Origin of the sequence: Bifidobacterium samirii (assembly GCF_003952945.1) — a bacterium.
GTDB lineage: Bacteria > Actinomycetota > Actinomycetes > Actinomycetales > Bifidobacteriaceae > Bifidobacterium > Bifidobacterium samirii.
This window is the reverse complement of the sequence record NZ_QXGK01000014.1, coordinates 36,967-59,459: the sequence shown is the minus strand read 5'-3', so window position 1 is coordinate 59,459 and position 22,493 is coordinate 36,967. Positions and strand designations below refer to the sequence as shown.

Here is a 22,493-nt window from a genome sequence, read left to right as displayed (position 1 = left end):
ACGAAAGGAGCACGGATGATATCGACTCTGCGCAGGAACGCGGTCAGGGCGGCGCTCGCGCTGCTCGCCGCGACGATCGCCGTCATGACGACGGCGGCCGGCGTCGCGCACGCGGCCCAGCGGCTGGACGCCGCACCCGAAGGCACGTACGTCATCTACGAATACAACGGAAGCCCGCTCTATCTGGGCGTCACCGCGGTCGGCCCCGACGGCACGCGCTACTACTGCCGCGACGTCGCCTCGATGACCGACTACACCGCCGGCGACGCCGTCAAGGTCGAAGGCAACGACGCGACCAAACGCATCGCATGGCTGATGGAACGCTACCGCACCGGCGGCGACACGATCACGCTGGCCGCGATCGGCGCGCTCGTACACGACCATTTCGACGTGGACCCGGCAGCATGGGCCTCGTACAGCGAGCAGGCGTACCGCGCCCACGGCGACGTCAAGACGCGCGCCGCCGAACTATGGGAGGAGGCGGGGCGTTCCGTTCCCGCCGATATCACCGTCGAACGCTCGTACGCGCAGGGACTGCGCACCGGCACGGTGACGGTCGGCGTGAACGCGGACGGCGGCACGGCGGTCGCCGGCGTGCCGTACCGCGTCGAACTGCAGGGGCCGGCCGTCTTCGACGACGGCGGCCAGACGGTGACCGGCACGACGACCGGTTCGCCCATCACGATCGGATGGAAGGCGACCGGCGACGGCGACGTGACCGTCACCCCCTCCTACGACTACGGCGCGCTCGACAGCGTCACCAGCGCGCAGGACTTCATACGCCCGTCATCCGAACAGGACACGACCGTCGGCACGGCCATATCGTTCCGCGTGCGCCAGCGGTTCACGCCCACGATCGCCACGACCGTCGCCGCGCGCATCGTCGATGCGGGCGAGCCGGTCGAGGATACGGTCACCGTCGGCGTCGCCGGCGATGACGACCACTGGCCCGACGGCGTCGACCTGCACGCCCGCGGATGGTATTTCGACGGCATCGACGATGACGCGATCGCGGACGGTCCGACGTCGCCGACCGACGGCGAAACCGCCGCGGCGTTCCTGCAGCGGCTCGCCGACAGCGGATACGAACCCTCCGCGTACGGCACCGCCACATTCGACCATCCCGGCCAGCAGGCCACCGTCACCGCGACGACCCGCCCCGACGGCGGCACAGCCTACGCCGCGCCCGCCGACGGCCGACACGGCACCTGGGTGTGGGCCATCGAACGCGATCGGCAGGACGCATCGACGCGCGACTACCTCGCCGGCGACACCGTCAGCCCGTTCCTCGACATCGCGGAGACCACGATGAACCGCACCCGGCTCAGCGTCGAATCGACCGCCACCGAACATACGGCGGTCGTCGGCTCGGAACTCAGCGACACCATCACCGTCGCCGGATTCCCCGCCGACCACGGCGAGTACACCGGCTCCGACACGCTCGGCATCGACGCCGACCAGCCGTACGCGCAGGTCAGCGTCTGGTGGTCCGGCGATCCGGACGACCCGACCCGTGACGACGACCACCGGCCGACCGGAACCTCCGTGCCGCAGGAGGACGCGAATCACCGGCTCATCGGCACCTGGGACTACCCGGCCGTCAACGGGCGCATCCGCGTCGGCGGAGGATCGCCGGATGCGTACGGCGATCCCGTCACCATCACCGCCGACACGCACGGCTGGTACGTATTCATATGGTCGTTCGCCGGCGACGGCCGCGTCATGCCCGCCGCCAGCGCCTACGACGACGCCTGGGAGCGCGTGCGCGTCCACCCCGTCGACACGCCCGAACCCGAACCCGTGACGTTGACCACCCAGGTGAGCGCCGACACCGTGGACGTGGACGAACCGTTCCACGACGTCGCGCACATCACCGGACCCGTCCCCGAAGGCGCATACGTGACGTTCACCGCCTACGAGGCGATAGCGGAAGGAGAGGAACCCGGCCGCAACGGCATGCTCCTCGACAACGTGAGGGCGGAAGCCGATCCGAACCTGACCGATCAGCTCGTCACCAGCCCCGAAACCAGATCGCCCACCGCCGGCATCGTCTACTGGAAGGCCACGCTGTACAGCAAGGACGGCGACATCCTCGCCACCCACGACCTCGGCGCGGAAGGAGAGATGGTGACCGTGCGCGAACCCGACGAACCCCTGCCGCACACCGGAACCGACACGACGCTCGTCGCCGGTGCGGCGCTCGCCCTGCTGGGCGCGGGCATGCTCGCCTTCGCCGTCAGCCGCCGCCCGTACGGCACGTACTGACGGATGTGGTTGCTGGGTGAATACGACGAAGGCCGGGAACCTTGCGATTCCCGGCCTTCCGGTTGGTAGCGGGGCATGGATTTGAACCATGGACCTCTGGGTTATGAGCCCAGCGAGCTACCGAGCTGCTCCACCCCGCGTCGGCTTGTCTCAAAGACAGCTCAATCTAAGATACCGGCGAATCCACATAAGTCAAATCGGCGTGTCGCGGGCGTGTCGGATCCGTCGGGTCATGCAACTGGCGTGGATTTGCATGCGCCGGAACGAGACGTACGCATGCAAATCCACGGTTTGCCTATCCGTTTCGTGGATTTGCATGCGGCGCCGTCGTCCGGACGCGCGCAAATCCACGAAACGGTGGACGGCCGGGGTGAGTGGGGCGTCTACGACCCGGTGCCGGCGGCGGATCGTTGGCGGATGACGGGAAAGGACACGGTCGGATGCGACCGTGACCCGGCGGAGGTGGCCGTGACCCGGCGGAGCTGTTGCCGACGGCATCTACGGAATCGGCGGCCGCGACCCGGCGGGGACGTTGACGGGGACGTCGGCGGCCCCGTTGGCCGCGGCGTCGGCATAATGGGAACCATGCCTATCAAGATCCCCAGCGGCCTGCCGGCCCGTGCCATCCTCGATTCGGAGCGCATCTTCGCGCTCGAGAAGCCCGAAGCGGAACGCCAGCGCGTGCGTCCGCTCAGACTGGTGATCCTGAACCTGATGCCCAAGAAGATCGAGACGGAGACGCAGCTGCTGCGCCTCATCTCCAAAAGCCCCCTGCAGGTCGAGATCGACTTCATGAAGACCTCCACGCACGAGGGCACGCATGTCAGCGCCGACCATCTGGTCACGTTCTACCAGACGCTCGACGCGTTCCGCGACAACTACTACGACGGTCTGGTCGTCACCGGCGCGCCCGTCGAGCACCTGCCGTTCGAGGACGTCGACTACTGGGCCGAGTTCAAGGAGATCCTCGACTGGGCGTCCACGCACGTCTTCTCCACCATGTACCTGTGCTGGGGCGCGATGGCCGCGCTCCACCACCGCTACGGCGTGCGCAAGGTCAACCTGCCCGAGAAGCTGTTCGGCGTGTTCCCGCAGTATCTGCAGGACGAGTACTGCTTCCTGACCAACGGCTTCGACGAGATCTGCCTCCAGCCCCACTCGCGTCTGGCCGGCGTGGACGAGGACGACGTGGCGGCCGTGCCCGACCTGCAGGTCCTCACGTGGGGTCCGCGCTCCGGTCCGGGCCTGATCGCCACGCGCGACTTCTCCGAAGTGTTCGCATTGGGCCACTGGGAGTACGGCAAGACCACGCTCGCCGAGGAGTACGAGCGCGACATGGCCAAGGGCCTGACCAACGTGCCGTTCCCGGAGAACTACTTCCCGCACGACGACCCGTCGCTCGAACCGCTGTTCGCATGGCGTGCGCACGCGAACCTGCTGTGGCGCAACTGGCTCAACTGGGTGTACCAGACCACGCCGTACGACCTGACCGAGGTGCCGGGCCTGCGCGCCGAGAAGCGCCTCGGCACCGACCGTTCGATCCGCCACGAGCCGGGCGGTCCGCGCGCCGACGCGTTCGCGCCGTTCGCCGCCGACGGCTACGGCGTCATCCGCGGCTGACGGCCGGACGACGTCCGTCGGATGGCGGCCGTCCGACGACCGCCATCCGACCGGCCCGACCGCCGTCATCGACGCCCGCGGACCCGCCCAGAATCGTTGACATTCCGTCAATTTCGACATCCGGGACGCCGCTGTCGCATAGCCGCGCAGGCCGTCCCGGAAGGCCGTATCGGCGCGAAACGCCGGGCAATCCGCGCAATTTAGCCGTTCGTCCGCGCGACGGACGAATCGTCGGAGATTTGTCCGAACGCGGGCTAATAATCGCTTCTCAGCCATTCGGAGTCGAATGCCACTACGTCGACTCCGCGTCACGCAAGGCAGACCCCTTCATGCGGGTGCGCGGGTAACCGCCTCGTCACATCGACGCCGCCCGTTGGGCTAAACTGACACCTGTACCAACAAGAGAAGCAGGAGGCGTGAAATGGTCGGTTCGTTCGGCGTCGGCATGCCGTTGGCATCCGAATCCGGTCCGCATCTGCCCTCGGTCGAGGACTTCATCCTTCCGGAGATCCTGTTCCAGGGAACCCCGTTCGCGATGAACCGCATCATCCTGATCCGCGTCATCGCCGCCATCGTGCTGATGGTGGTGCTGGGGGCGACGGCGTCCCGCGCCAAGCTGATTCCCGGACGCTGGCAGGGCGTGGTCGAGATGGGCCTCGACTTCGTACGCAACAGCGTCGTCTACTCGGTCATGGGCGAGGAGCGCGGCAAGCGCTACCTGCCGATGATCACCACCCTGTTCTTCACGATCTTCGTGTTCAACCTGTGCGGCGTCATCCCGGGCGCGAACATGGCGGCCACCGCGACGATGGTCATGCCGCTCGTCTTCGCCCTGTGGGTCATGGTCCAGTACTGGATCGCCGCCGCCCGTTCGCAGGGTCTGGGCCGCTACATCCGCCACGAGGTCTTCACCCCGGGCATCCCGTGGCCGGTCTACATCCTGCTCAGCCCGATCCAGCTGCTCGAGCTGCTGGTCATCCGCCCGGCCTCGCTGACCATCCGACTGTTCGCGAACATGATCTCCGGCCACCTCATGCTGGCCACGTGCATCGGCTTCCTGCAGTACTGCCTGGTCGACATGGCCGACAAGATGGTGGGCGTCCCCGTCGGCGTGCTCTGGTTCGCCGGCTCGCTGCTCATGACCCTGTTCGAGGCGTTCGTCGCCTTCCTGCAGGCCTACGTGTTCGCGATCCTCGCGACCGTCTACATCAACCTGAGCTATCCGGAGGACTGACCTCCGGACGCGCCGGTGCGGCGCGGACTGCGGCGTGATCGCACGCCGCCGCCCGACCGGACGCATACCAAGATTTGTAACGTCGTCATACGTTAGAAAGGAAACACCATGGATATCATCACCCTCGCGGAAGTCTCCGGCAGCCTCTCCGTCATCGGCTACGGCATCGCCGCCCTGGGCCCGGGCCTGGGTCTGGGCATCCTGTTCGGCAAGGCGATGGAGTCCACCGCCCGCCAGCCCGAGGTCTCCGGCAAGATCCAGACCATCATGTTCATCGGCATGGCCCTCGTCGAGGTGCTGGGCCTGCTCGGCTTCGTCGCCGCCCTGGTCGTCGCGTAAGGCAGCACGTACCGGTACACACCGTTTTTCGTGCCCAGCACGCACACGCATGAAAGGAGGACCTCGGAGTGACATTGGCCGAAGAAGAAGTGAACGGCATCGCGCTGTTCATCCCGGAGCTGTACGACATCGTGTGGTCCCTGATCATCCTCGTCGTCATCGCGCTGTTCTTCTATAAGTTCTTCATGCCGAAGTTCAACGCGATCTTCGACGAACGCGCGGCGAAGATCGAAGGCAACATCGTCAAGGCGGAGCAGGCGCGCAAGGACGCCGACGCCGCCAAGGCGAAGTACGAGGCCCAGCTGAACACGGCCCGCGTCGAAGCGTCCAAGATCCGCGACGACGCGCGCGCCGAGGCGTCGCACATCATCGCCGACGCCCGCTCGCGCGCCGAATCCGACGCCGCCCAGATCACCGCCAACGCGCAGCGCGCGATCGAATCGCAGCAGCGTCAGGCGATGGTCAGCCTCAAGGGCGAAGTCGGCACGCTCGCCGCGGCCCTGGCCGGCAAGATCCTGGGCGCCAAGCTGGACGACGCCGACGTGCAGACGTCGATGCTCGACCGGATGATCGCCGACCTGGACGGCGCCAAGAAGTGAATCCAAGAAAGGGAGGTGACCCATGCGAGGAGAAGCATCGCGCATAGCCGATCGCGTCTCTCGTGACTCGCTGGCACCCAAGCTGCGCGAGACGGGCAAGGAGGCGTGGCGGATCGGCAACGAGCTGTTCACGATCACCAACGTGCTCGACCACAACGCCCGGCTTGAACGCGCGCTCACCGACCCGTCGCGTCCCGTCGAGGACAAGGTCGCGGTCGTCGAGACCCTGATCGGCGGCACGGCCCACCCGATGACCATGGAGATCATGGCCGATCTGGTCGGCCGCAAGTGGAGCCGCGTGTCCGACATCGCGAACGCCGTCGAGGACTTCGGCGTCGACGCGATGATGTACTACAGCGACGCCACCGGCACCACGCTCAAGGTCTCGATCGAACTGGCGCAGCTGCACTCCGCGCTGCTCAACCTGCCGGTCGTGCGCTCCAAGCTCTACGACGCGTCCGTGAGCGCCGACGCCCGCATCAAGCTGCTGTACAGCCTGATCGGCAAGGCCGACTTCGATCAGGTCACCAAGCGCCTGGCCGAGCACGCCACCTGCAACCTGCGCAACCGCCGCTACCTGCAGACCGTCCAGTGGCTCATCAACAAGTACTCGCGCCACATGGGCGAGTCGATGGTCACCGTGACCACGGCGGTGCCGCTGACCGAAGCGCAGGTCAAGCGCCTCGTCGCCGTCTACACGGCGAAGGTCGGACGGCCCGTGCACGTCAACTCGGTCGTCGACCCGAACGTCATCGGCGGCATGCGCATCCAGGTGGGCGACGAGATCACCGACAACACGGTGGTCGCGCAGCTGCAGCATCTGCGCCGCAGCATCCAGGCCGGAGCCTGAAACAGATTTCAACAACCAATAAGGAGTGATCATGGCAGAACTTACCATTGATCCCGCCACGATACGCAAGGCGCTCGATGAGTTCGTCGAGTCGTACAAGCCGTCGGACACCCCCACCCAGGAGGTGGGCTACGTGGCCACGGCCGGCGACGGCATCGCGCACGTGACGGGACTGCCTGGTTGCATGGCCAACGAGCTGCTGACCTTCGAGGACGGCACGCTCGGCCTGGCGTTCAACCTTGACGCCCGTGAGATCGGCGTGGTTATCCTCGGCGACTTCGCAGGCATCGAGGAGGGCCAGGAGGTCCGTCGCACCGGCGAAGTGCTCTCCGTGCCCGTCGGCGACGGCTATCTGGGCCGCACCGTCGACCCGCTGGGCAACCCGATCGACGGACTGGGCGAGATCAAGGACATCGAAGGCCGCCGCATCCTCGAGGCGCAGGCCCCGGACGTGATGCACCGCCATCCGGTCGACGAGCCGATGTCCACCGGTCTGAAGGCCATCGACGCGATGACCCCGGTCGGCCGCGGCCAGCGCCAGCTGATCATCGGCGACCGCCAGACCGGCAAGACCGCCATCGCGATCGACACGATCATCAACCAGAAGGCCAACTGGGAATCCGGCGACCCGAAGAAGCAGGTGCGCTGCATCTACGTCGCCATCGGCCAGAAGGGCTCCACCATCGCCTCCGTGCGCCAGAGCCTCGAAGAGGCCGGCGCGATGGAGTACACGACGATCGTGGCCTCCCCGGCGTCCGATTCCGCCGGCTTCAAGTACATCGCCCCGTACACCGGCTCGGCCATCGGCCAGCACTGGATGTACAACGGCAAGCACGTCCTCATCGTGTTCGACGACCTGTCCAAGCAGGCCGAGGCGTACCGCTCGATCTCGCTGCTGCTGCGCCGCCCGCCGGGACGTGAGGCGTACCCGGGCGACGTGTTCTACCTGCACTCCCGACTGCTCGAACGCTGCGCCAAGGTCTCCGACGACCTGGGCGGCGGTTCGATGACCGGTCTGCCGATCGTCGAGACCAAGGCGAACGACGTCTCCGCGTACATCCCGACCAACGTGATCTCCATCACCGACGGCCAGATCTTCCTGCAGTCCGACCTGTTCAACGCCAACCAGCGCCCGGCCGTGGACGTGGGCATCTCCGTGTCCCGAGTCGGCGGCGCGGCGCAGACCAAGGCGCTCAAGAAGGTCTCCGGCACGCTGAAGATCTCGCTGGCGCAGTACCGCTCGCTCGAATCCTTCGCGATGTTCGCCTCCGATCTGGACGCGGCGTCCAAGGCCCAGCTCAACCGAGGCGCGCACCTGACCGAGCTGCTCAAGCAGCCGCAGTTCTCGCCGTACTCGATGGAGCAGGAGGTCGTGTCCGTGTGGACCGGCACCCACGGCAAGATGGACGACCTGCCCATCGGCGACGTGCTGCCGTTCGAGCATGCGCTGCTGGACTACCTCGACCACAACACGGACATCCTCAAGGTGATCCGCGAGACCGAGGACTTCACCGCCGAGACCGAAGCGGCCCTCGACAAGGCCGTGGACGCGTTCCGCGAGACGTACGTGACGAAGGCCGGCACCCCGCTGGTCTCCCGCAAGCCCGTCTCCAAGAACCCGACCCCGGTCGAGCAGGAGCGCATCGTCGCCAACGCCGACAAGGCCGAGGCCGATCCGAACAAGCACCCGATGGCCGGAGAAAAGAAGTAGCACATGGGATCGCAACTCGCATTGAAGAGCAGGATCGCCTCGACGGGATCGCTGGAGAAGATTTTCAACGCCCAGGAGATGATCGCGTCTTCGCATATCGCCAAGGCCCGCGACGTGGCCATGAATGCGAAGCCCTACACCGATGCGATTTTCGATGCCGTGCAGGCCGTCGTGGCCCATTCCAAGATCGCGCATCCGATCGTGAGCAAGCAGGAGGACAACCCCCGGGTCGCCGTCCTGTCGCTCACGGCGGATCGCGGCATGGCCGGCGGATACACCTCCTCGATCATCCGTGAGACCGAGGATCTGCTGGCCCGTCTCGACGCCGCGGGCAAGAAGCCGGAACTGTACGTGTACGGACGCCGAGGCGTGACGTACTACAAGTACCGCAACCGCGACATCGCCGATACGTGGGAGGGCGACACCGACAAGCCTGGCGTCGAAGTCGCGGAGGCCATCTCGAAGGCCCTGCTGGACGCCTACATGAAGCCGGCCGTCGCCGGCGGCGTCTCGGAACTGTACATCGTGTACACCGAGTTCATCAACATGGTCACGCAGAAGGTGCGCGTGCTGCGCATGCTGCCCGTCGAGATCGTCCGTGACGAGGTCCCCGGCGCCGACGGCGACGAGAACGCCTCCGCCGACATCTCCAAGGTGCGTCCGCTGTACGCGTTCGAGCCGAGCCTGGAGGAGGTGCTGGACGCGATCCTGCCGAAGTACGTGCAGTCGCGCATCCACGAATGCCTGCTCGAAGCCGCCGCGTCCGAGACGGCCAGCCGCCAGAACGCGATGCACACGGCCACCGAGAACGCCCGCAACCTGATCGACGAGCTGACCCGCAAGCTCAACGCCTCGCGTCAGGCGTCGATCACCCAGGAACTTACCGAAATCATCGGCAGCGCCGACGCGCTGAACACTAAGGAAGAGTAGGAACGCATATGGCTGTGAACCAGACCACGGCACCTGCCGAGACGGATGTGGAGCCGATCTTTGGACGCGTCACGCGCATCCAGGGCTCGGTCATCGACGTCGAGTTCCCGGTGGGGCACCTGCCCGACATCTACAACGCCCTGAACGTGACCATCGTCAACGCCGGCAGCGAGGAAGGCGAGGCGAAGGAGACCGAGATCACCCTCGAGGTCGAGCAGCACCTGGGCGACTCCACCGTCCGCTGCGTCGCCCTGAAGCCGACCGACGGCCTCGTGCGCGGCGCGCGCGTCACCGACACCAACGGCCCGATCAGCGTGCCGGTCGGCGACGTGACCAAGGGCCACGTCTTCGACGTGACCGGCCGCGTGCTCAACGCCAAGCCGGGCGAGCAGATCACCGTCACCGAACGCTGGCCCATCCACCGCAAGCCCCCGGCATTCGACCAGCTGGAGTCCAAGACCCAGATGTTCGAGACCGGCATCAAGGTCATCGACCTGCTGACCCCGTACGTGCAGGGCGGCAAGATCGGTCTGTTCGGCGGCGCAGGCGTCGGCAAGACCGTCCTCATCCAGGAGATGATCCAGCGCGTGGCCCAGAACCACGGCGGCGTCTCCGTGTTCGCCGGCGTCGGCGAGCGCACCCGTGAGGGCAACGACCTGATCGGCGAGATGGAGGAGGCCGGCGTCCTCGAGAAGACCGCCCTCGTCTTCGGCCAGATGGACGAGCAGCCGGGCACCCGTCTGCGCGTGCCGCTGACCGCGCTGACGATGGCCGAGTACTTCCGCGACGTGCAGAACCAGGACGTGCTGCTGTTCATCGACAACATCTTCCGCTTCACCCAGGCCGGTTCCGAGGTGTCGACCCTGCTGGGCCGCATGCCGTCCGCCGTGGGCTACCAGCCGAACCTGGCCGACGAGATGGGCTCCCTGCAGGAGCGCATCACCTCGACCCGAGGCCACTCGATCACGTCGCTGCAGGCCATCTACGTGCCCGCCGACGACTACACCGACCCGGCCCCGGCCACCACGTTCGCCCACCTGGACGCCACCACCGAGCTGTCCCGAGACATCGCGTCGAAGGGCATCTACCCGGCAGTGGACCCGCTGAGCTCCACCTCGCGAATCCTCGACCCGCGCTACGTGGGCCAGGCGCACTACGACTGCGCGAACCGCGTCAAGGCGATTCTGCAGCGCAACAAGGAGCTGCAGGACATCATCGCCCTGATCGGCATCGACGAGCTGGGCGAGGAGGACAAGACCACCGTCAACCGCGCCCGCAAGATCGAGCAGTTCCTCGGCCAGAACTTCTACGTGGCCGAGAAGTTCACCGGTCGCCCGGGCTCCTACGTGCCGGCCGACGAGACCATCGAGGCCTTCACCCGCATCTGCGACGGCTACTATGACGAGGTGCCGGAGCAGGCGTTCTCGGGCATCGGCGGCATCGACGACCTCGAGAAGAAGTGGCACGACATGCAGAAGGAATTCGGTGCGTGATGGCTGATTCGTCCAGGACCCTGCTGCAGGTGAACATCGTCGCCGCCGACCACCCCGTGTGGCACGGCGAGGCGCAGTCCGTCACGATCCCCGCCTCGTCGGGCGGCATGGGCATCCTGCCGAACCACGAGCCGGTGCTGACGGTCATCAGGAACGGCCTGGTCACGCTCGTGGACGCGGAGGGCGGACGCCACACGTTCGAGGTCACGGACGGGTTCATCTCGTTCGACTCGAACAAGCTGACCGTGGCCGTCGAACGCGGCCACGACGTGGTGCGTACCTCCGACGAGGAGCCGGCCGACGCCGAGTGACGGCGCCACGCGCGCTGAACCGTGCTGAACCGCATAGGGGCGGGGGCCATGCCTTACGGGCATGATCCCCGCCCCTTTCGCATGCCCGAAGACTCACGTTGCCAGCGCAATCGAAGGGTCTGCGCGAGCAACGTGAGCCTTACGGCGTGCGAAACGTCACGTTGCTCGCGCAAGGCATGCGATTGCGCGAGCAACGTGAGTCTCGGGCAGTCTGATACTTCGCAACGGACGCGCAATCTCGGGGGCTGCGTGACCGTTGTGAAGTTCGAGCGGCCCGAAACCTCGCAGCGGACACGCACGTATCGTTATTGCGCGTCCGTTGCGAGGTTTCGTGTTGCCTAGAGGCCGCTGCCGGTGCCGGCGGGCATGGTTCCGGGGCGTTCCGGGGGTGAGGCACCAGATAGGCAGGTTGATATGCAGGTACCGGAGGTGTGCCGGAGCGGCGGGAGGCGGGATGCTAGAGTGAATGCCCGTGCGAATCATTGTTGCTGACTGTTCGGCCGAATACTCCGGCCGTCTCAACGCCACGCTGCCGCCGGCCCGGCGCGTGCTGCTGATCAAGGCCGACAACAGCCTGCTGATCTTCTCCGAGCTCGGCTCGTACAAGCCGCTCAACTGGATGGCCGCGCCGTGCACGATCAAGGAGATCGAGCCGCCGGTTGCGGATGCCGATGCCTCCGCCGATGATGCGGATGACGCGGCCGATGATGCGGATGCGGCCACCGGTTCCGGCAAGCCCGGTGCGGACCCGTTCGCCGATACCGCCGATACCGCCGGTTCCGCCGACCCGACGCCCGTCAAGGTGCTGCGCGTCGCCGCGACGAAGAGCAGCGACATCCTCGAAGTGTCGATCTACCGCGTGCACTCCGACGAGACGTACGATCTGGGCGAGGATCCGGGCCTGATCAAGGACGGCGTCGAGGACCATCTCCAGCGCTACCTCGCGCAGCAGATCGAACGCATCGGCGAAGGCGCCAAGCTCGTGCGCCGCGAATACCCGACCGCGATCGGCCCGGTCGACATCATGGCGATCGACGCGGACGGCATGCACGTGGCGATCGAGATCAAACGCCACGGCGGCATCGACGGCGTCGAACAGCTGACGCGCTACTGCGAACTGCTCAACCGCGACCCGCTGCTCGCGCCGGTGCGCGGCATCTTCGCCGCCCAGACCATCACCCCGCAGGCGCGCGTCCTCGCCGAGGACCGCGGCTTCACCTGCCTGCTGCTCGACTACGACGAGATGCGCGGCGTCGAGGACGACTCGCTGCGGCTGTTCTGACCGCCGACGGGCCGGTTTCCGTCAGCCCGTCGTCCGCCGGACCGCCGTCCGTCGGACGACCGCCGACGCACCCGCAATACGAAGCGGCCGGAGACTCCCCAGAGGATGCCTCCGGCCGCTTCATCGTAAGCCGGCGCGAACCGCCGGATCGGTACGGATCAGTACGTGGCGAGGATGTCGACGACGAAGACGAGCGTCGAATCCGCCGGAATCGACCCGGTCGACGTGCTGCCGTAGCCCAGATCCGGCGGGATCACGAGCAGCACCTGCGAGCCGACCTTCTGGCCGGCCAGGCCCTGCGTCCAGCCCTTGATGACCTGGTCGAGCGCGAATTCGCTCGCCTCGCCGCGATCCCACGACGAATCGAACTGCGTGCCGTCGAGCAGCCAGCCGGTGTAGTGCGCCTTGACGGTGCCGTCCTCGGCCACGGTCGCGCCGTCGCCCTGGATCAGCGGCTGCACGACCAGCTTGTCGGAGCCCTTGTAGCCGTTCATGTCGATCGACGGCTTGCCGTCCTTGTCGAGCGTGACCTTCGGCAGGTCGGACGGAATGTCCTTGACCTTCTCGCCGGTGGCGCGCGTGTAGTCCTTCGACTTCGACACGAACGTGAGCACCGACAGGTACGACGTGCCCGACGAGTTCTCGTCGTTGATGCCCCACGCGATCGTCGCGTTCACCTTCTGCCCGACGATCACGTCACGGTACGATTCGACCAGATTGCCGTCGGCCAGGCTCAGCGAGCAGTCCGGCACGCCGTCCTCCCACGTGCTGGCCAGTTCGGAGCCGTCCTTGACGTTCACGTAGATCGCCTGCACGCAGACGCGGTCGTCGTCCTCGATGACGTCGCCGTCGCCTTCCTGCAGGATCGCGTACGCGCCGTCCTTGACGGTCATCGGCGTGGAGTTGAGCGAGATCTGCGGCTTGGAGCCGGGGTCGCCCTTGGCGACGACGCCGGCGATCTGCGACGTGGTGTTGTCGGACGACTTGTCGCCCGCGTCATCGGAGGCGGCGGTTTCGCCGCAGGCGCCCAGCGACAGCATCATCGCGGCGGCGCACAGGGCCGCGGCCGGCGCGGCGAGACGATCGGAGAAAAACTTGATACGCATAAGACACCACAGTATCGTCAAACCTTGAGAATGATTCACGGTATGCCTCACGGCATAGGCGAGGCGGCTGCGAATGCGTCGGGGATGTGCGCGACGAGGCGATCCCCGGGCCGTTCGCATGACGGAATGTAGAATGGGATGGCTATGAGTGTGAACGAACAAGAACCACGACAGGACCAGGCCAACGCGACAGGGGAGGGGAACCCCTCACGCCGCGCATGGATCATGCGCGGGCTGGTCACGCCGATCCTCGGCATGCTGGCCGTCGCGAGCATCGTGCTCGGCGCACTGAATGCGACGATCTGGAAGCCCAGCAGCGTCATCGACGCGACCGCGCACATCGGCGGCACCCGATACATCGTCACCGACCCGGGCGTGCTCCCGCTGGTCGACGCCAAGGCGACGCTGACCGTCAAGTCCGACGCCGCCGACCAGGTGTGCGTCGCGCTCGCCGCCGGCAAGGACATCAACGGATGGATCGGCGACGACGGCTATACGCGCGTCACCGGACTCGAATCGTGGACCGCGCTGTCCACGCAGAAGCAGGCGGGCAAGAGCGGAGACGCCGCCGATAGCGCCGATGGCGGCGCGGACGGCGGCGATACCGGCGATACGGCCGCGACCGATACGGCCGCGACCGGCGTCGCCTTCAAGGACTCCGACATGTGGGACGACGTCACCTGCGACGCCGGCAGCGTCACGATGACCACCGACATCGCCGCCGACGCGACCGACGCCCCGATGGCGATCATCGACCTCGGCGCCGAAGGCGACGCCGACGTCACCCTCCACTGGGTGCGCCAGACCCTGCCCGACTTCGCGATGCCGTTCTACTTCGCCGGCGGCCTGCTCGCCGTCACGGCCGTGCTCACCGCATCCGTATTCGCGATGCCGCCGCACAAGCGCCGCAAGAAGATCAAGGCCGTCGCCGCGGCCGTCGGCATCGGCGGAGGCGCCGACGACGAAGCCGCGTTCCGCGCCGCCGCGCGCCGTGGCGACGGGTCGACGGACGGTTCCGCCGACGGGTCAGCGCGCGCCGATGCCGCCGGAACCGCCGCGGGAACGCTCGGCACCGCCGTCGGTGCCGCGGGCGCGCTCGCCGGAGCGGCCGACGCCGCCGCATCCGGTGCGACCGCCGCCGAAGCCGCTGAGGAAGTGACGATCCGCGAGGCGCTCGCCGGCACGTTCGCGTCGCTCAAACCGTCGTTCGGACGACGCAAGCGCCGCCGTCACGCCGCCGGGCATGCGCCGGCCGCCGGCCGTTCCGGTGCGGAGGACAACGGGCAGCCGACGATCGTCGACCCGCGTGCGCGCAACATCGTCGCCGACACGGCCGCTGCGGCCGCCTCCGGCTCCGATGCGGCATCCTCCGGCAACGCAACGACCGGCCGCGAGGTCGCAGGCGGTTCGACCGGCGACACCGGCACCGAGACGTCGGTGATCACCGCCGAGGAACTCCAGGCCTACTTCGCCCGACTCGCGCAGGAATCCGCCGGTGCGGCCGTGTCCGGCTCGACCGGGTATTCGACTGGCCTGACCGGTTCTGCAGGTTCGGATGATACGGCCGGCGGTTCGGAACCGTCCTCATTCGCGCCGGCCGCGACGGGCGCTGCGACCGATGACGGTTTCATCGAGGAACCCGGATCGACCGATAACGCCGACAGAATCGTCGAAACGGCGGATGACGTCACCGACACGGCCGACGTCGACGAATCCGGCGACATCAGTGACGGCGACGAGGCGACCGAATCATCCGACGACGTCGAATCCGTCGCAACGGACGATCGAGGCGACTCGGCGGATGAGATGGACGAATCGTCGGACGAATCCGACGGCGACGAACTGGCCGAATCGGACGAGCCGTCCGGATCGGCAGAATCGGACGGCGAGCCGGATGAATCGAACGGCGACGAATCCGACGAAACGGACGACGTCGAATCCGACGTCGAAACCGCCGAATCGGATGGCGACGACGCATCGAACGACGACAACGCGCAGAACGACGACGAGGAGGACCGCCGATGACCGCACGAACGACACGAATCGCGGCGGCCATGCTCGCCCTTGCCACCTGCCTGACGCTCGGCGGCTGCGAAGGCCAGCTGCCCGCGCCCGCGACCGCCGGCAGCAGCGGCGACACCGGCACGACCGCCACCGCGAAGGCCACCCCCGATCTGACCGAGGACCAGGAGGCGGCGATCCGCAAGAGCATCCTCGACGTGTACGACGCGGCCATCGCCAACAAGACCACCGACGGCCTCGACGCGCGCGTCACCGGCCCCGCGCTCGACATCGCATCCAGCCGCATCCTCATCGCGCAGCGTAACAACACCGACGTGGATCGGCTGTCCGTCATCCCCGACGACATCGCGCAGACCGTCATCCCCACCGACTCCGGCTGGCCGCGCGACGTCGTCACCATCACCACCACGACCGAGGACCAGCAGTCGAAGCGACTCCTCGTCATGACGCAGACCGACGCGCACGCCAACTACAAGCTGTGGGGCGTCGCCCGCCTGTTCTCCGGCGCGCAGCTGCCCAGCTTCAACATCCCCAGCATCGGCGCGCAGATGGGCACCGCGAAGGACGAAGGCCTGATCGCCACGCCCGAGGAGGCCGTGCGGCAGTACGCCGACGTGCTCGCCAACGGCACCGCCAGCCAGTACGCCGCCGACTTCGCCGACGACCAGCTGCGGCAGGCGCTCGTGCAGGAGACGCAGAACGTGCAGCAGGGCATCGAACGCAACCACGGCACGCAGCAGCAGACGTTCACGCCCGTCGACGGCGCGATCCACGTGATGCGCTCGCCCGACGGCGGCGACCTGGTCGTCGCGCAGCTCACCCACGAGTGGGTCCGGCAGGCCGGCGAAGGCCGCGAATCGCAGCCCGCATCCGACGACGAGAAGGCGCTGTTCGGCGACACGCAGGCCACCAGCACCCTCAAGGCGACCCGCACGATCGTGGTCGCGCTGTACGTGCCCGCCAAGGACAGCGGCAAGCAGATCACCGCCGTCGGCGCCGACCGTCAGGTGGTGAAGGTCGAGGCGTTGTAGACCGGGCCGGCGAATCCGCACGGTGTGCGGGCCGCTACAGGGGAAGGCTGGGATGTTCCCGGGAGTATGCGGGGCGTGAACCACGGCCGGGCCGCGCGCGGGCGGTCACTATAGTGGATGGCGACATCGAATGTTCGCGCACGGATTCGGAGGCATGACATGGCGCAGTTCAATCCCGGGGTATCGCTGGCCGGAGCGGTCGATCTGGAGGCCCTCAAGCATCAGGTGAAGGCCGAACCCGGTCAGGCCGGCGGCGCGCCCGCGGCCGGCGGCTACGTGATCGACGTGTCCGAAAGCACGTTCCAGGCGATGGTCGCCACGTCGGCCACGTTCCCGATCATCCTGCTCATGTGGGTGCCGACCGACGACCGCCTGTTCCCGATGGCGCAGGCGCTCGGCGACGCCGTCAACGCGCTCAACGGCCAGATCCAGCTCGCCCGCATCGACGTCGCATCCAACCCGTCCATCGCGCAGGCGTTCCAGGTGCAGGCCGCGCCGGCGCTGTTCGTGCTCATCAACGGCCGTCCGATGCCGATCCTCGCCGGCCTGCCGTCCGAGGCGGAACTCCAGCAGCTGACCGACACCGTCATCCCCAAGCTGATCGCCATGGCGCAGCAGGCCGGCGTCACCGGCGTCGCCCCGTACTCGGGCGATCCGGACGCGGCCGGCGACGGCGCCGCCGACCCGGCGTCCGCCATCCCGCCGGAGCATATGGAGGCGTACCAGCTGGCCCAGTCGGGCGATTACGCGGGTGCGGCCGCCGCGTACGCGCAGGTGCTCGAAGCCGACCCGAACGACCGTCTCGCCGCGCGCGAACGCGCCAAGGCGCTGCTGCTCGCCCGCTCCGCCGACGCCGACGTGCGCGTCGTGCGCGCCGCCGCCGCGGACCATCCCGACGACGTCGACGCGCAGCTCGCCGTCGCCGACATCGACATGATCGGCGGCCAGATCGCCGACGCGTTCGACCGTCTGCTCGACCATCTCGCCGGCCACAAGGCCGACGTGGAGCCGGTGCGCCAGCGGCTGCTCGAATACTTCACCATCCCCGAGCCGGACGACGAGCGCCTCAAGCGCGCCCGCCGCCGCCTCGCCACCCTCATGTACTGATCGCAGTGCTGATTCCGCGCTGATTCCGGGCTGCGTCCACGTCGATTCGTGCCGACGATTCAGCGACTTACCGGTGGTCCACGGCCTGCGCGCAACCGGCGTACGCAGGCCGTGGCCTTACCCGTTGGAGGGTAGAAAGGCCGCCGATCCGGTCGGATGACGGTCTTTTCGGGAATGGGCGGGTTTTGGCTTTGCCGGTGAGCGACGTTCATGGTCGGCCGGCTGCAGGCCTGAGCCGTCCGACCATATGGAGGCGGCGCAATCCGAACGGATGACGGCCGTGCTTCGCTCTCCGGACGGTCGGTTCCATCGGTCTCAGTCGAGCCGGTTGCGGCCGAACAGCTGCTGGAACTGCGGGCCGTGCTCGGCCAGCTCGCGTTCGAAATCATCGCGCCATTCGCCGAACGGGCGCGCGGCGAGGCCGTCGTTGCCGAAGCGCGCCTGATCGGTGATCTCGGTCACGCAGAATTTCGGAATCCGCAGGTTGGTGACGGGCGCGGGCCGGCGCACGGTGGCGACCATGAGCGGCGCATTCGCCCCGCCGAACACGTCGACGCACCAGCCGTCCTCGCCGATCCACGCCGCATGACGGGTCTTGATGATCGTCGACCCGCCGCGGCGGATCAGCTCCGTGGCGATGCGCGCGTCGATCGGACGCTCCGCCTCGTACCGCGTGCCGCCCACCGACGGCCCCTTGACGGTGACGAACGCGTCGCGGAACGAATCGCGGTTGGCGTCGAGCACGTCGATCGGGTCCAGGTCGGGGGTCATCGCGACGCGGGCCGTGCGCGATACGGCGCGCACACGCAGCGCGTACCCGCCGTCGTGGACGTAGTAGCTTTGCACGATGAGCGACGGTTCGTCCCCGTCGTCGAACGCGGCCGGCATGTCGCGGCAGAAGAAGCGGCGTTCGTATTCGAAATCGTTCATCGGATCGGCCATGCCCCCAGTCTAATGTTTCACGCCGTGTTACGCAGTCTGCCGCGGCATGATTCGGCCGCTTGCCGCGTCTTTCCCCGTATCCGCCGCCCACCCGCCGCGTCGCAATCCGTCCATGACCGGGTTCCCTCTTACGGATTGCGACGCCGGCCGGTTCGTTTGCGTCGGGACTCGTATGGAATCGGCTCCTCGTTTACCGATTGCGACGCGGGAGGTCCCGTTTCCGTCGCAATCTGTTCACGATTGGCCTTCTGTTTGCGGATTGCGACGCGGGACGCTCGGTTTGTGTCGCAATTTGCATATGACTGGGCTGTCCCGTACCGATTGCGACGCCGGCCCCCCTGTTTGTATCGCAATCTGTTCACGATTGGGTTCCCATTTGCCGATTGCGACGCGGGAGGCCCTGTTCCCGTCGCAATCCGTTCATGATTGGTCTGCTGTTTGCGGATTGCGACGCGGATGGCCCGGTTTGTGTCGGGATTCGTACAGGACCGGCTCATTCCATACGGATTGCGACGCTGCGTGTCCGATGCGCGCGTTGGTCCGGGCGACGTGTAAAGTAGTCGTTGCTCGGGTTCGTAGCTCAGTGGATAGAGCGTCTGTCTCCGGAACAGAAGGTCGTGGGTTCGATCCCCATCGAGCCCACGAGTACGGCGGAATCTCAGGATCATCGACATCCTGCGGTTCCGCTGTTTTGTTATCCGCGGTTATCCGAACGATGCCGCCGACGGTCGCCGATGATCGTCGCCACCGACGCCGTCATCCGCGGTGCGGACGCGGCGGCAGGGGAGCGGTCGGCGGCGACTACGATGGTCGGCGACAGCGTGACATCATACGGAAGGAACCATCATGAGCGAGAAGCTGGAAGCGGTCGCCACCGATCAGGCGCCGGCGGCGCTGGGCGCGTACAGCCAGGCGGTCAAGGCCAACGGATTCGTGTTCGTGTCCGGCCAGCTGGGCCTCGACCCGGCCACCGGCGAACTGGCGGGCGCGACCGCCGGCGAGCAGGCCGACCAGGCGCTGAAGAACATCGCCGCGATCCTCGCCGAGGCCGGCAGCGGCATCGACAAGGTCGTGCGCGCCACGATCTACATGAAGGACGTCAACGACTTCAAGGAGGTCGACGCCCGCTACGCCGCCGTGTTCAATGGCCCCGTCAAGCCGGCGCGCGTCGCGTTCGGCGGCAACGACATCCCCAAGGGCGCGCTCGTCGAAATCGACGCGATCGCCGTCCAGTGACGCCGCGGTGACACCGCGGTGACTATGCGGTGACGCCGTGTCGGCGGCGCATCGGTGCGAGGTCGCGCCGACGTGCCGCTGCACTGCCGAGCCGACGTGACAGACGTACCGCAACCCGCAAGGCCGTCCCGACGAGGGACGGCCTTCGTCGTATCGGAGGCCTGTCGGGACGGTCTGACGCTTGCACCGGCCGTTTCGTGGATTTGTATGCGGCCCGACGAGGCGGCCGCATGCAAATCCACGAAATGACCGGCCGAATCATGGATTTGTGCGCCGCGGGTTCTTCGAGACGCATACAAATCCACGATTCCCACGATTCCGCCGTCATGTGACGGCCGGATTCCGCGCGAATTTCCGATCCGAGGGGAAGAATCAGGGCCTTGCATGCTTCTTTCGGCGAACTGAGGGGAAGGATTCTCCCGAGCCGAAGGTCGGAACCCAAGGGTTTTCGGCCGAAAGGGTCCAATAACGCCGAAGATTTCCGATCGGACCGTCCCCTCAGATCGGAGAAAGAAGCATGCAAGGTCCCGATTCTTCCCCTCGCTCGGCCAATTGCTCCACGCCCGACCCTGAACCTTCCCTGAAACCGGCCCTGAACGTCGGCGGGTCGGTGCGTGCGCCCGCGCGGCGACGGTCATACTGGAACCAACGACCGGCCGAAGGAGGCGCACGATGCACGCGAACCGAACCCACACGCCGCCCCCGTCATTGCCGGAACCGGCCGTATCGCAGCCCACCGGTGCGTACGGCGTCATCAGGGACGACAGCGTCGCCGGAACCGCATCATCCCGTCCGTCCGCAGCCGCGCGCGTCCACCGCGGGCCGATGGTGGCCGTCGCGGCGCTGCTCGTGTGTGTCATCGTCGCATGCACGATGATCCACGCGGTTGCGGCGCTCGCGTTCCGCACGACCGCGGTCGCGCCGTTGCACGATCCGATCGTCATCGCGCACCGCGGCGCCGCCGGCGATCCGGAGAACTCGCTGCGCGCGATCGTCGACGCGGGCGTGCAGGGCGCCGACTACGCCGAGATCGACGTGCGGCTCACCAAGGACGGTGTGCCGGTCGTCTTCCATGACCGTCGCACCGGTCGGCTGTCGCGCGCCGGACTCGACCTGCTTGTCTCGAAGACCCCGCTGCGCCGATTGCGGCGTATGACGATGCGTCACAACGACCGCGACTATCATGTGCCGACGCTGAGGCAGGTGCTCGCCGCGGTCCGTCTCGCCGGCGGACGGCCCGGCCTGCTGCTCGATTTGAAGACCGACGACCGTCACGCGGCGAAGCTCGTCGCCGCCGTGTCCGACGAACTGGACCGCGCCGACTACGACGGCGGTCTGATGGCGATGGCGACCAGCCGCAAGGCGATCCGCCTGTTCGCCCGGCGCAACCCGCAATGGCCGGTCGGCCTGTGCGCCAGCGGCATCGCCGACACGGTCGTCTGGCCGACGATCGTCGGCGGCGCCGGCGGGGCGGCCGGACACGGCAGCATCATCGACCGGGATCGGGCCGCACAGGCGGTGCATATGGACGGCCGCGGCCGGGAACGGGCTGCGGCGGCATCCGGCGCGGACGGAAACGGGAACTGGAACCGGCTGCCGGGAACCATCCGGTCGGACGGAACATCGTCGCCGCGGATGCGCGCATTGACGCTGCCGACCCTGAGACTCGACTTCATCGTCGCCCGCGGCCGCGAACTCGACCGCGGATTCCTCGACGCCGCCCGCGAGCGCGGCATCCCCGTCTACGCGGGGGCGGTGAGCCGGCAAGCCGATGCGGCCGCCCTGCTGCGCCGCGGCGTCAGCGGACTGCTCGGCGAGGAGACGACGCCGCTGAGCGCCGCCGTCTCCGACTACCTCAGCCGGGTCATTGCGTAACGATGCCATCCTGCCATGGTGTTGAGCTGACGTAAACCGGCCTATCCGATTCTGGCGTGTGAGAGAAACGAACAGTGGGGGGACGCATCCACAGCGGGTATCGTGCGGCGATACAGGACCTCTCGGTGCAAAGTAGCGAGGCAATTGGCCATGTGAGGGGAAGAATCGGTGCCTTGCATGCTTCTTTTGGCGATCTGAGGGGACGGATCGGCCGGTGACCTTCGGCACCATAGTGCCGTTCCGGCTGGAAATCCTTGGAATCCAGCCTTCGAATCGCGGGAAGTTTTCCCCTCAGTTAGCCGAAAGAAGCATGCAAGGTCCCGATTTATCCCCTCAGATCGGGAATTCATTCTGATCCGGTCGGAGTATGAAGCCGTACGGGATGCACGCACCTACACTACGAAGAACCCGCAATCGCGCATCCTGCCGAGGCGCGACGTCGCCGCGCCGAATCGGCACCGTGGTGAGACGGAACGGCCGTATGCGCCTCGGCCGGCCTATCATCGTGCCTCGGAGAAGAACGCGGTACCGGCGGTCCCG

18 protein-coding genes and 2 tRNA genes are annotated in these 22,493 nt (G+C 67.2%); 17 read left to right on the top strand and 3 right to left on the bottom strand.

All coding sequences use genetic code 11. The features are described from left to right. The first annotated feature begins 15 nt into the window (after positions 1–15). Complete coding sequence (locus tag D2E24_RS07325) at positions 16–2,265, top strand: peptidase (protein ID WP_125968687.1); 2,250 nt, start codon at positions 16–18, stop codon at positions 2,263–2,265. A 63-nt stretch (positions 2,266–2,328) separates the two neighbouring features. On the opposite strand, the gene D2E24_RS07320 is transcribed toward D2E24_RS07325, so the two are convergent. Next, a tRNA-Met gene (locus tag D2E24_RS07320) sits at positions 2,329–2,405 on the bottom strand. Positions 2,406–2,850: 445 nt separating this feature from the next. Between D2E24_RS07320 and D2E24_RS07315 the strand changes: the two genes are divergently transcribed. The 10 genes from D2E24_RS07315 (at position 2,851) to nucS (ending at position 12,634) form a co-directional block, all read left to right on the top strand. Beyond that, positions 2,851–3,885 (top strand): homoserine O-succinyltransferase, encoded by a 1,035-nt coding sequence (locus D2E24_RS07315; RefSeq protein WP_125968686.1) that lies wholly within the window; start codon positions 2,851–2,853, stop codon positions 3,883–3,885. A 421-nt stretch (positions 3,886–4,306) separates the two neighbouring features. After that, positions 4,307–5,119 carry a F0F1 ATP synthase subunit A gene (gene atpB, locus D2E24_RS07310; protein ID WP_125968685.1) on the top strand — a complete coding sequence of 271 codons (813 nt, stop codon included), beginning with the start codon at positions 4,307–4,309 and terminating at the stop codon, positions 5,117–5,119. A gap of 108 nt (positions 5,120–5,227) precedes the next feature. Then, positions 5,228–5,458: an ATP synthase F0 subunit C gene (atpE, locus tag D2E24_RS07305; protein WP_125968684.1), complete on the top strand. Its 231-nt coding sequence runs from the start codon at positions 5,228–5,230 to the stop codon at positions 5,456–5,458. A gap of 68 nt (positions 5,459–5,526) precedes the next feature. After that, complete coding sequence (locus D2E24_RS07300; protein WP_125968683.1) at positions 5,527–6,057, top strand: F0F1 ATP synthase subunit B; 531 nt, start codon at positions 5,527–5,529, stop codon at positions 6,055–6,057. A 22-nt stretch (positions 6,058–6,079) separates the two neighbouring features. Further along, positions 6,080–6,907 (top strand): F0F1 ATP synthase subunit delta, encoded by an 828-nt coding sequence (locus tag D2E24_RS07295; protein WP_125968682.1) that lies wholly within the window; start codon positions 6,080–6,082, stop codon positions 6,905–6,907. 31 nt (positions 6,908–6,938) lie between these two features. Further along, on the top strand, positions 6,939–8,618 hold the full coding sequence (atpA, locus tag D2E24_RS07290) for a F0F1 ATP synthase subunit alpha (protein ID WP_125968681.1): 1,680 nt from the start codon (positions 6,939–6,941) through the stop codon (positions 8,616–8,618). Positions 8,619–8,621: 3 nt separating this feature from the next. After that, positions 8,622–9,548: a F0F1 ATP synthase subunit gamma gene (locus D2E24_RS07285; protein WP_125968680.1), complete on the top strand. Its 927-nt coding sequence runs from the start codon at positions 8,622–8,624 to the stop codon at positions 9,546–9,548. 8 nt (positions 9,549–9,556) lie between these two features. After that, the gene (atpD, locus tag D2E24_RS07280) at positions 9,557–11,041 is read left to right on the top strand and encodes a F0F1 ATP synthase subunit beta (protein WP_125968679.1); all 1,485 of its coding nucleotides are present in this window, start codon (positions 9,557–9,559) and stop codon (positions 11,039–11,041) included. Then, a complete protein-coding gene (locus tag D2E24_RS07275; protein ID WP_125968678.1) occupies positions 11,041–11,352 on the top strand; it encodes a F0F1 ATP synthase subunit epsilon in 312 nt (103 codons plus the stop codon). Before atpD ends, D2E24_RS07275 begins: the two co-directional genes overlap by 1 nt. Before the next feature lie 472 nt (positions 11,353–11,824). Beyond that, positions 11,825–12,634, top strand: a complete 810-nt coding sequence (gene nucS, locus D2E24_RS07270) for an endonuclease NucS (RefSeq protein ID WP_125968677.1) — start codon at positions 11,825–11,827, stop codon at positions 12,632–12,634. A gap of 158 nt (positions 12,635–12,792) precedes the next feature. Here nucS and D2E24_RS07265 read toward each other — a convergent pair whose 3' ends face one another. Then, positions 12,793–13,740, bottom strand: a complete 948-nt coding sequence (locus D2E24_RS07265) for an FKBP-type peptidyl-prolyl cis-trans isomerase (RefSeq protein ID WP_241222910.1) — start codon at positions 13,738–13,740, stop codon at positions 12,793–12,795. 144 nt (positions 13,741–13,884) lie between these two features. Between D2E24_RS07265 and D2E24_RS10320 the strand changes: the two genes are divergently transcribed. The 3 genes from D2E24_RS10320 to D2E24_RS07250 all read left to right on the top strand — a co-directional run bounded on the left by D2E24_RS10320 (position 13,885) and on the right by D2E24_RS07250 (position 17,900). Next, positions 13,885–15,765: an ICP22 family protein gene (locus D2E24_RS10320; protein WP_164521053.1), complete on the top strand. Its 1,881-nt coding sequence runs from the start codon at positions 13,885–13,887 to the stop codon at positions 15,763–15,765. After that, the gene (locus D2E24_RS07255) at positions 15,762–16,793 is read left to right on the top strand and encodes a DUF8094 domain-containing protein (protein WP_125968676.1); all 1,032 of its coding nucleotides are present in this window, start codon (positions 15,762–15,764) and stop codon (positions 16,791–16,793) included. Before D2E24_RS10320 ends, D2E24_RS07255 begins: the two co-directional genes overlap by 4 nt. Positions 16,794–16,952: 159 nt before the next feature. Then, complete coding sequence (locus D2E24_RS07250) at positions 16,953–17,900, top strand: tetratricopeptide repeat protein (protein ID WP_125968675.1); 948 nt, start codon at positions 16,953–16,955, stop codon at positions 17,898–17,900. Between the two features lie 315 nt (positions 17,901–18,215). Here D2E24_RS07250 and D2E24_RS07245 read toward each other — a convergent pair whose 3' ends face one another. After that, the gene (locus D2E24_RS07245; protein WP_125968674.1) at positions 18,216–18,842 is read right to left on the bottom strand and encodes a CYTH domain-containing protein; all 627 of its coding nucleotides are present in this window, start codon (positions 18,840–18,842) and stop codon (positions 18,216–18,218) included. A 569-nt stretch (positions 18,843–19,411) separates the two neighbouring features. Between D2E24_RS07245 and D2E24_RS07240 the strand changes: the two genes are divergently transcribed. The 3 genes from D2E24_RS07240 to D2E24_RS07230 all read left to right on the top strand — a co-directional run bounded on the left by D2E24_RS07240 (position 19,412) and on the right by D2E24_RS07230 (position 21,953). After that, positions 19,412–19,484: transfer RNA gene (locus tag D2E24_RS07240), tRNA-Arg, on the top strand. A gap of 204 nt (positions 19,485–19,688) precedes the next feature. Further along, the gene (locus D2E24_RS07235) at positions 19,689–20,078 is read left to right on the top strand and encodes a Rid family detoxifying hydrolase (protein ID WP_125968673.1); all 390 of its coding nucleotides are present in this window, start codon (positions 19,689–19,691) and stop codon (positions 20,076–20,078) included. 672 nt (positions 20,079–20,750) lie between these two features. Continuing rightward, positions 20,751–21,953 (top strand): glycerophosphodiester phosphodiesterase, encoded by a 1,203-nt coding sequence (locus tag D2E24_RS07230; RefSeq protein WP_125968672.1) that lies wholly within the window; start codon positions 20,751–20,753, stop codon positions 21,951–21,953. The last annotated feature ends 540 nt before the right edge of the window (positions 21,954–22,493 follow it).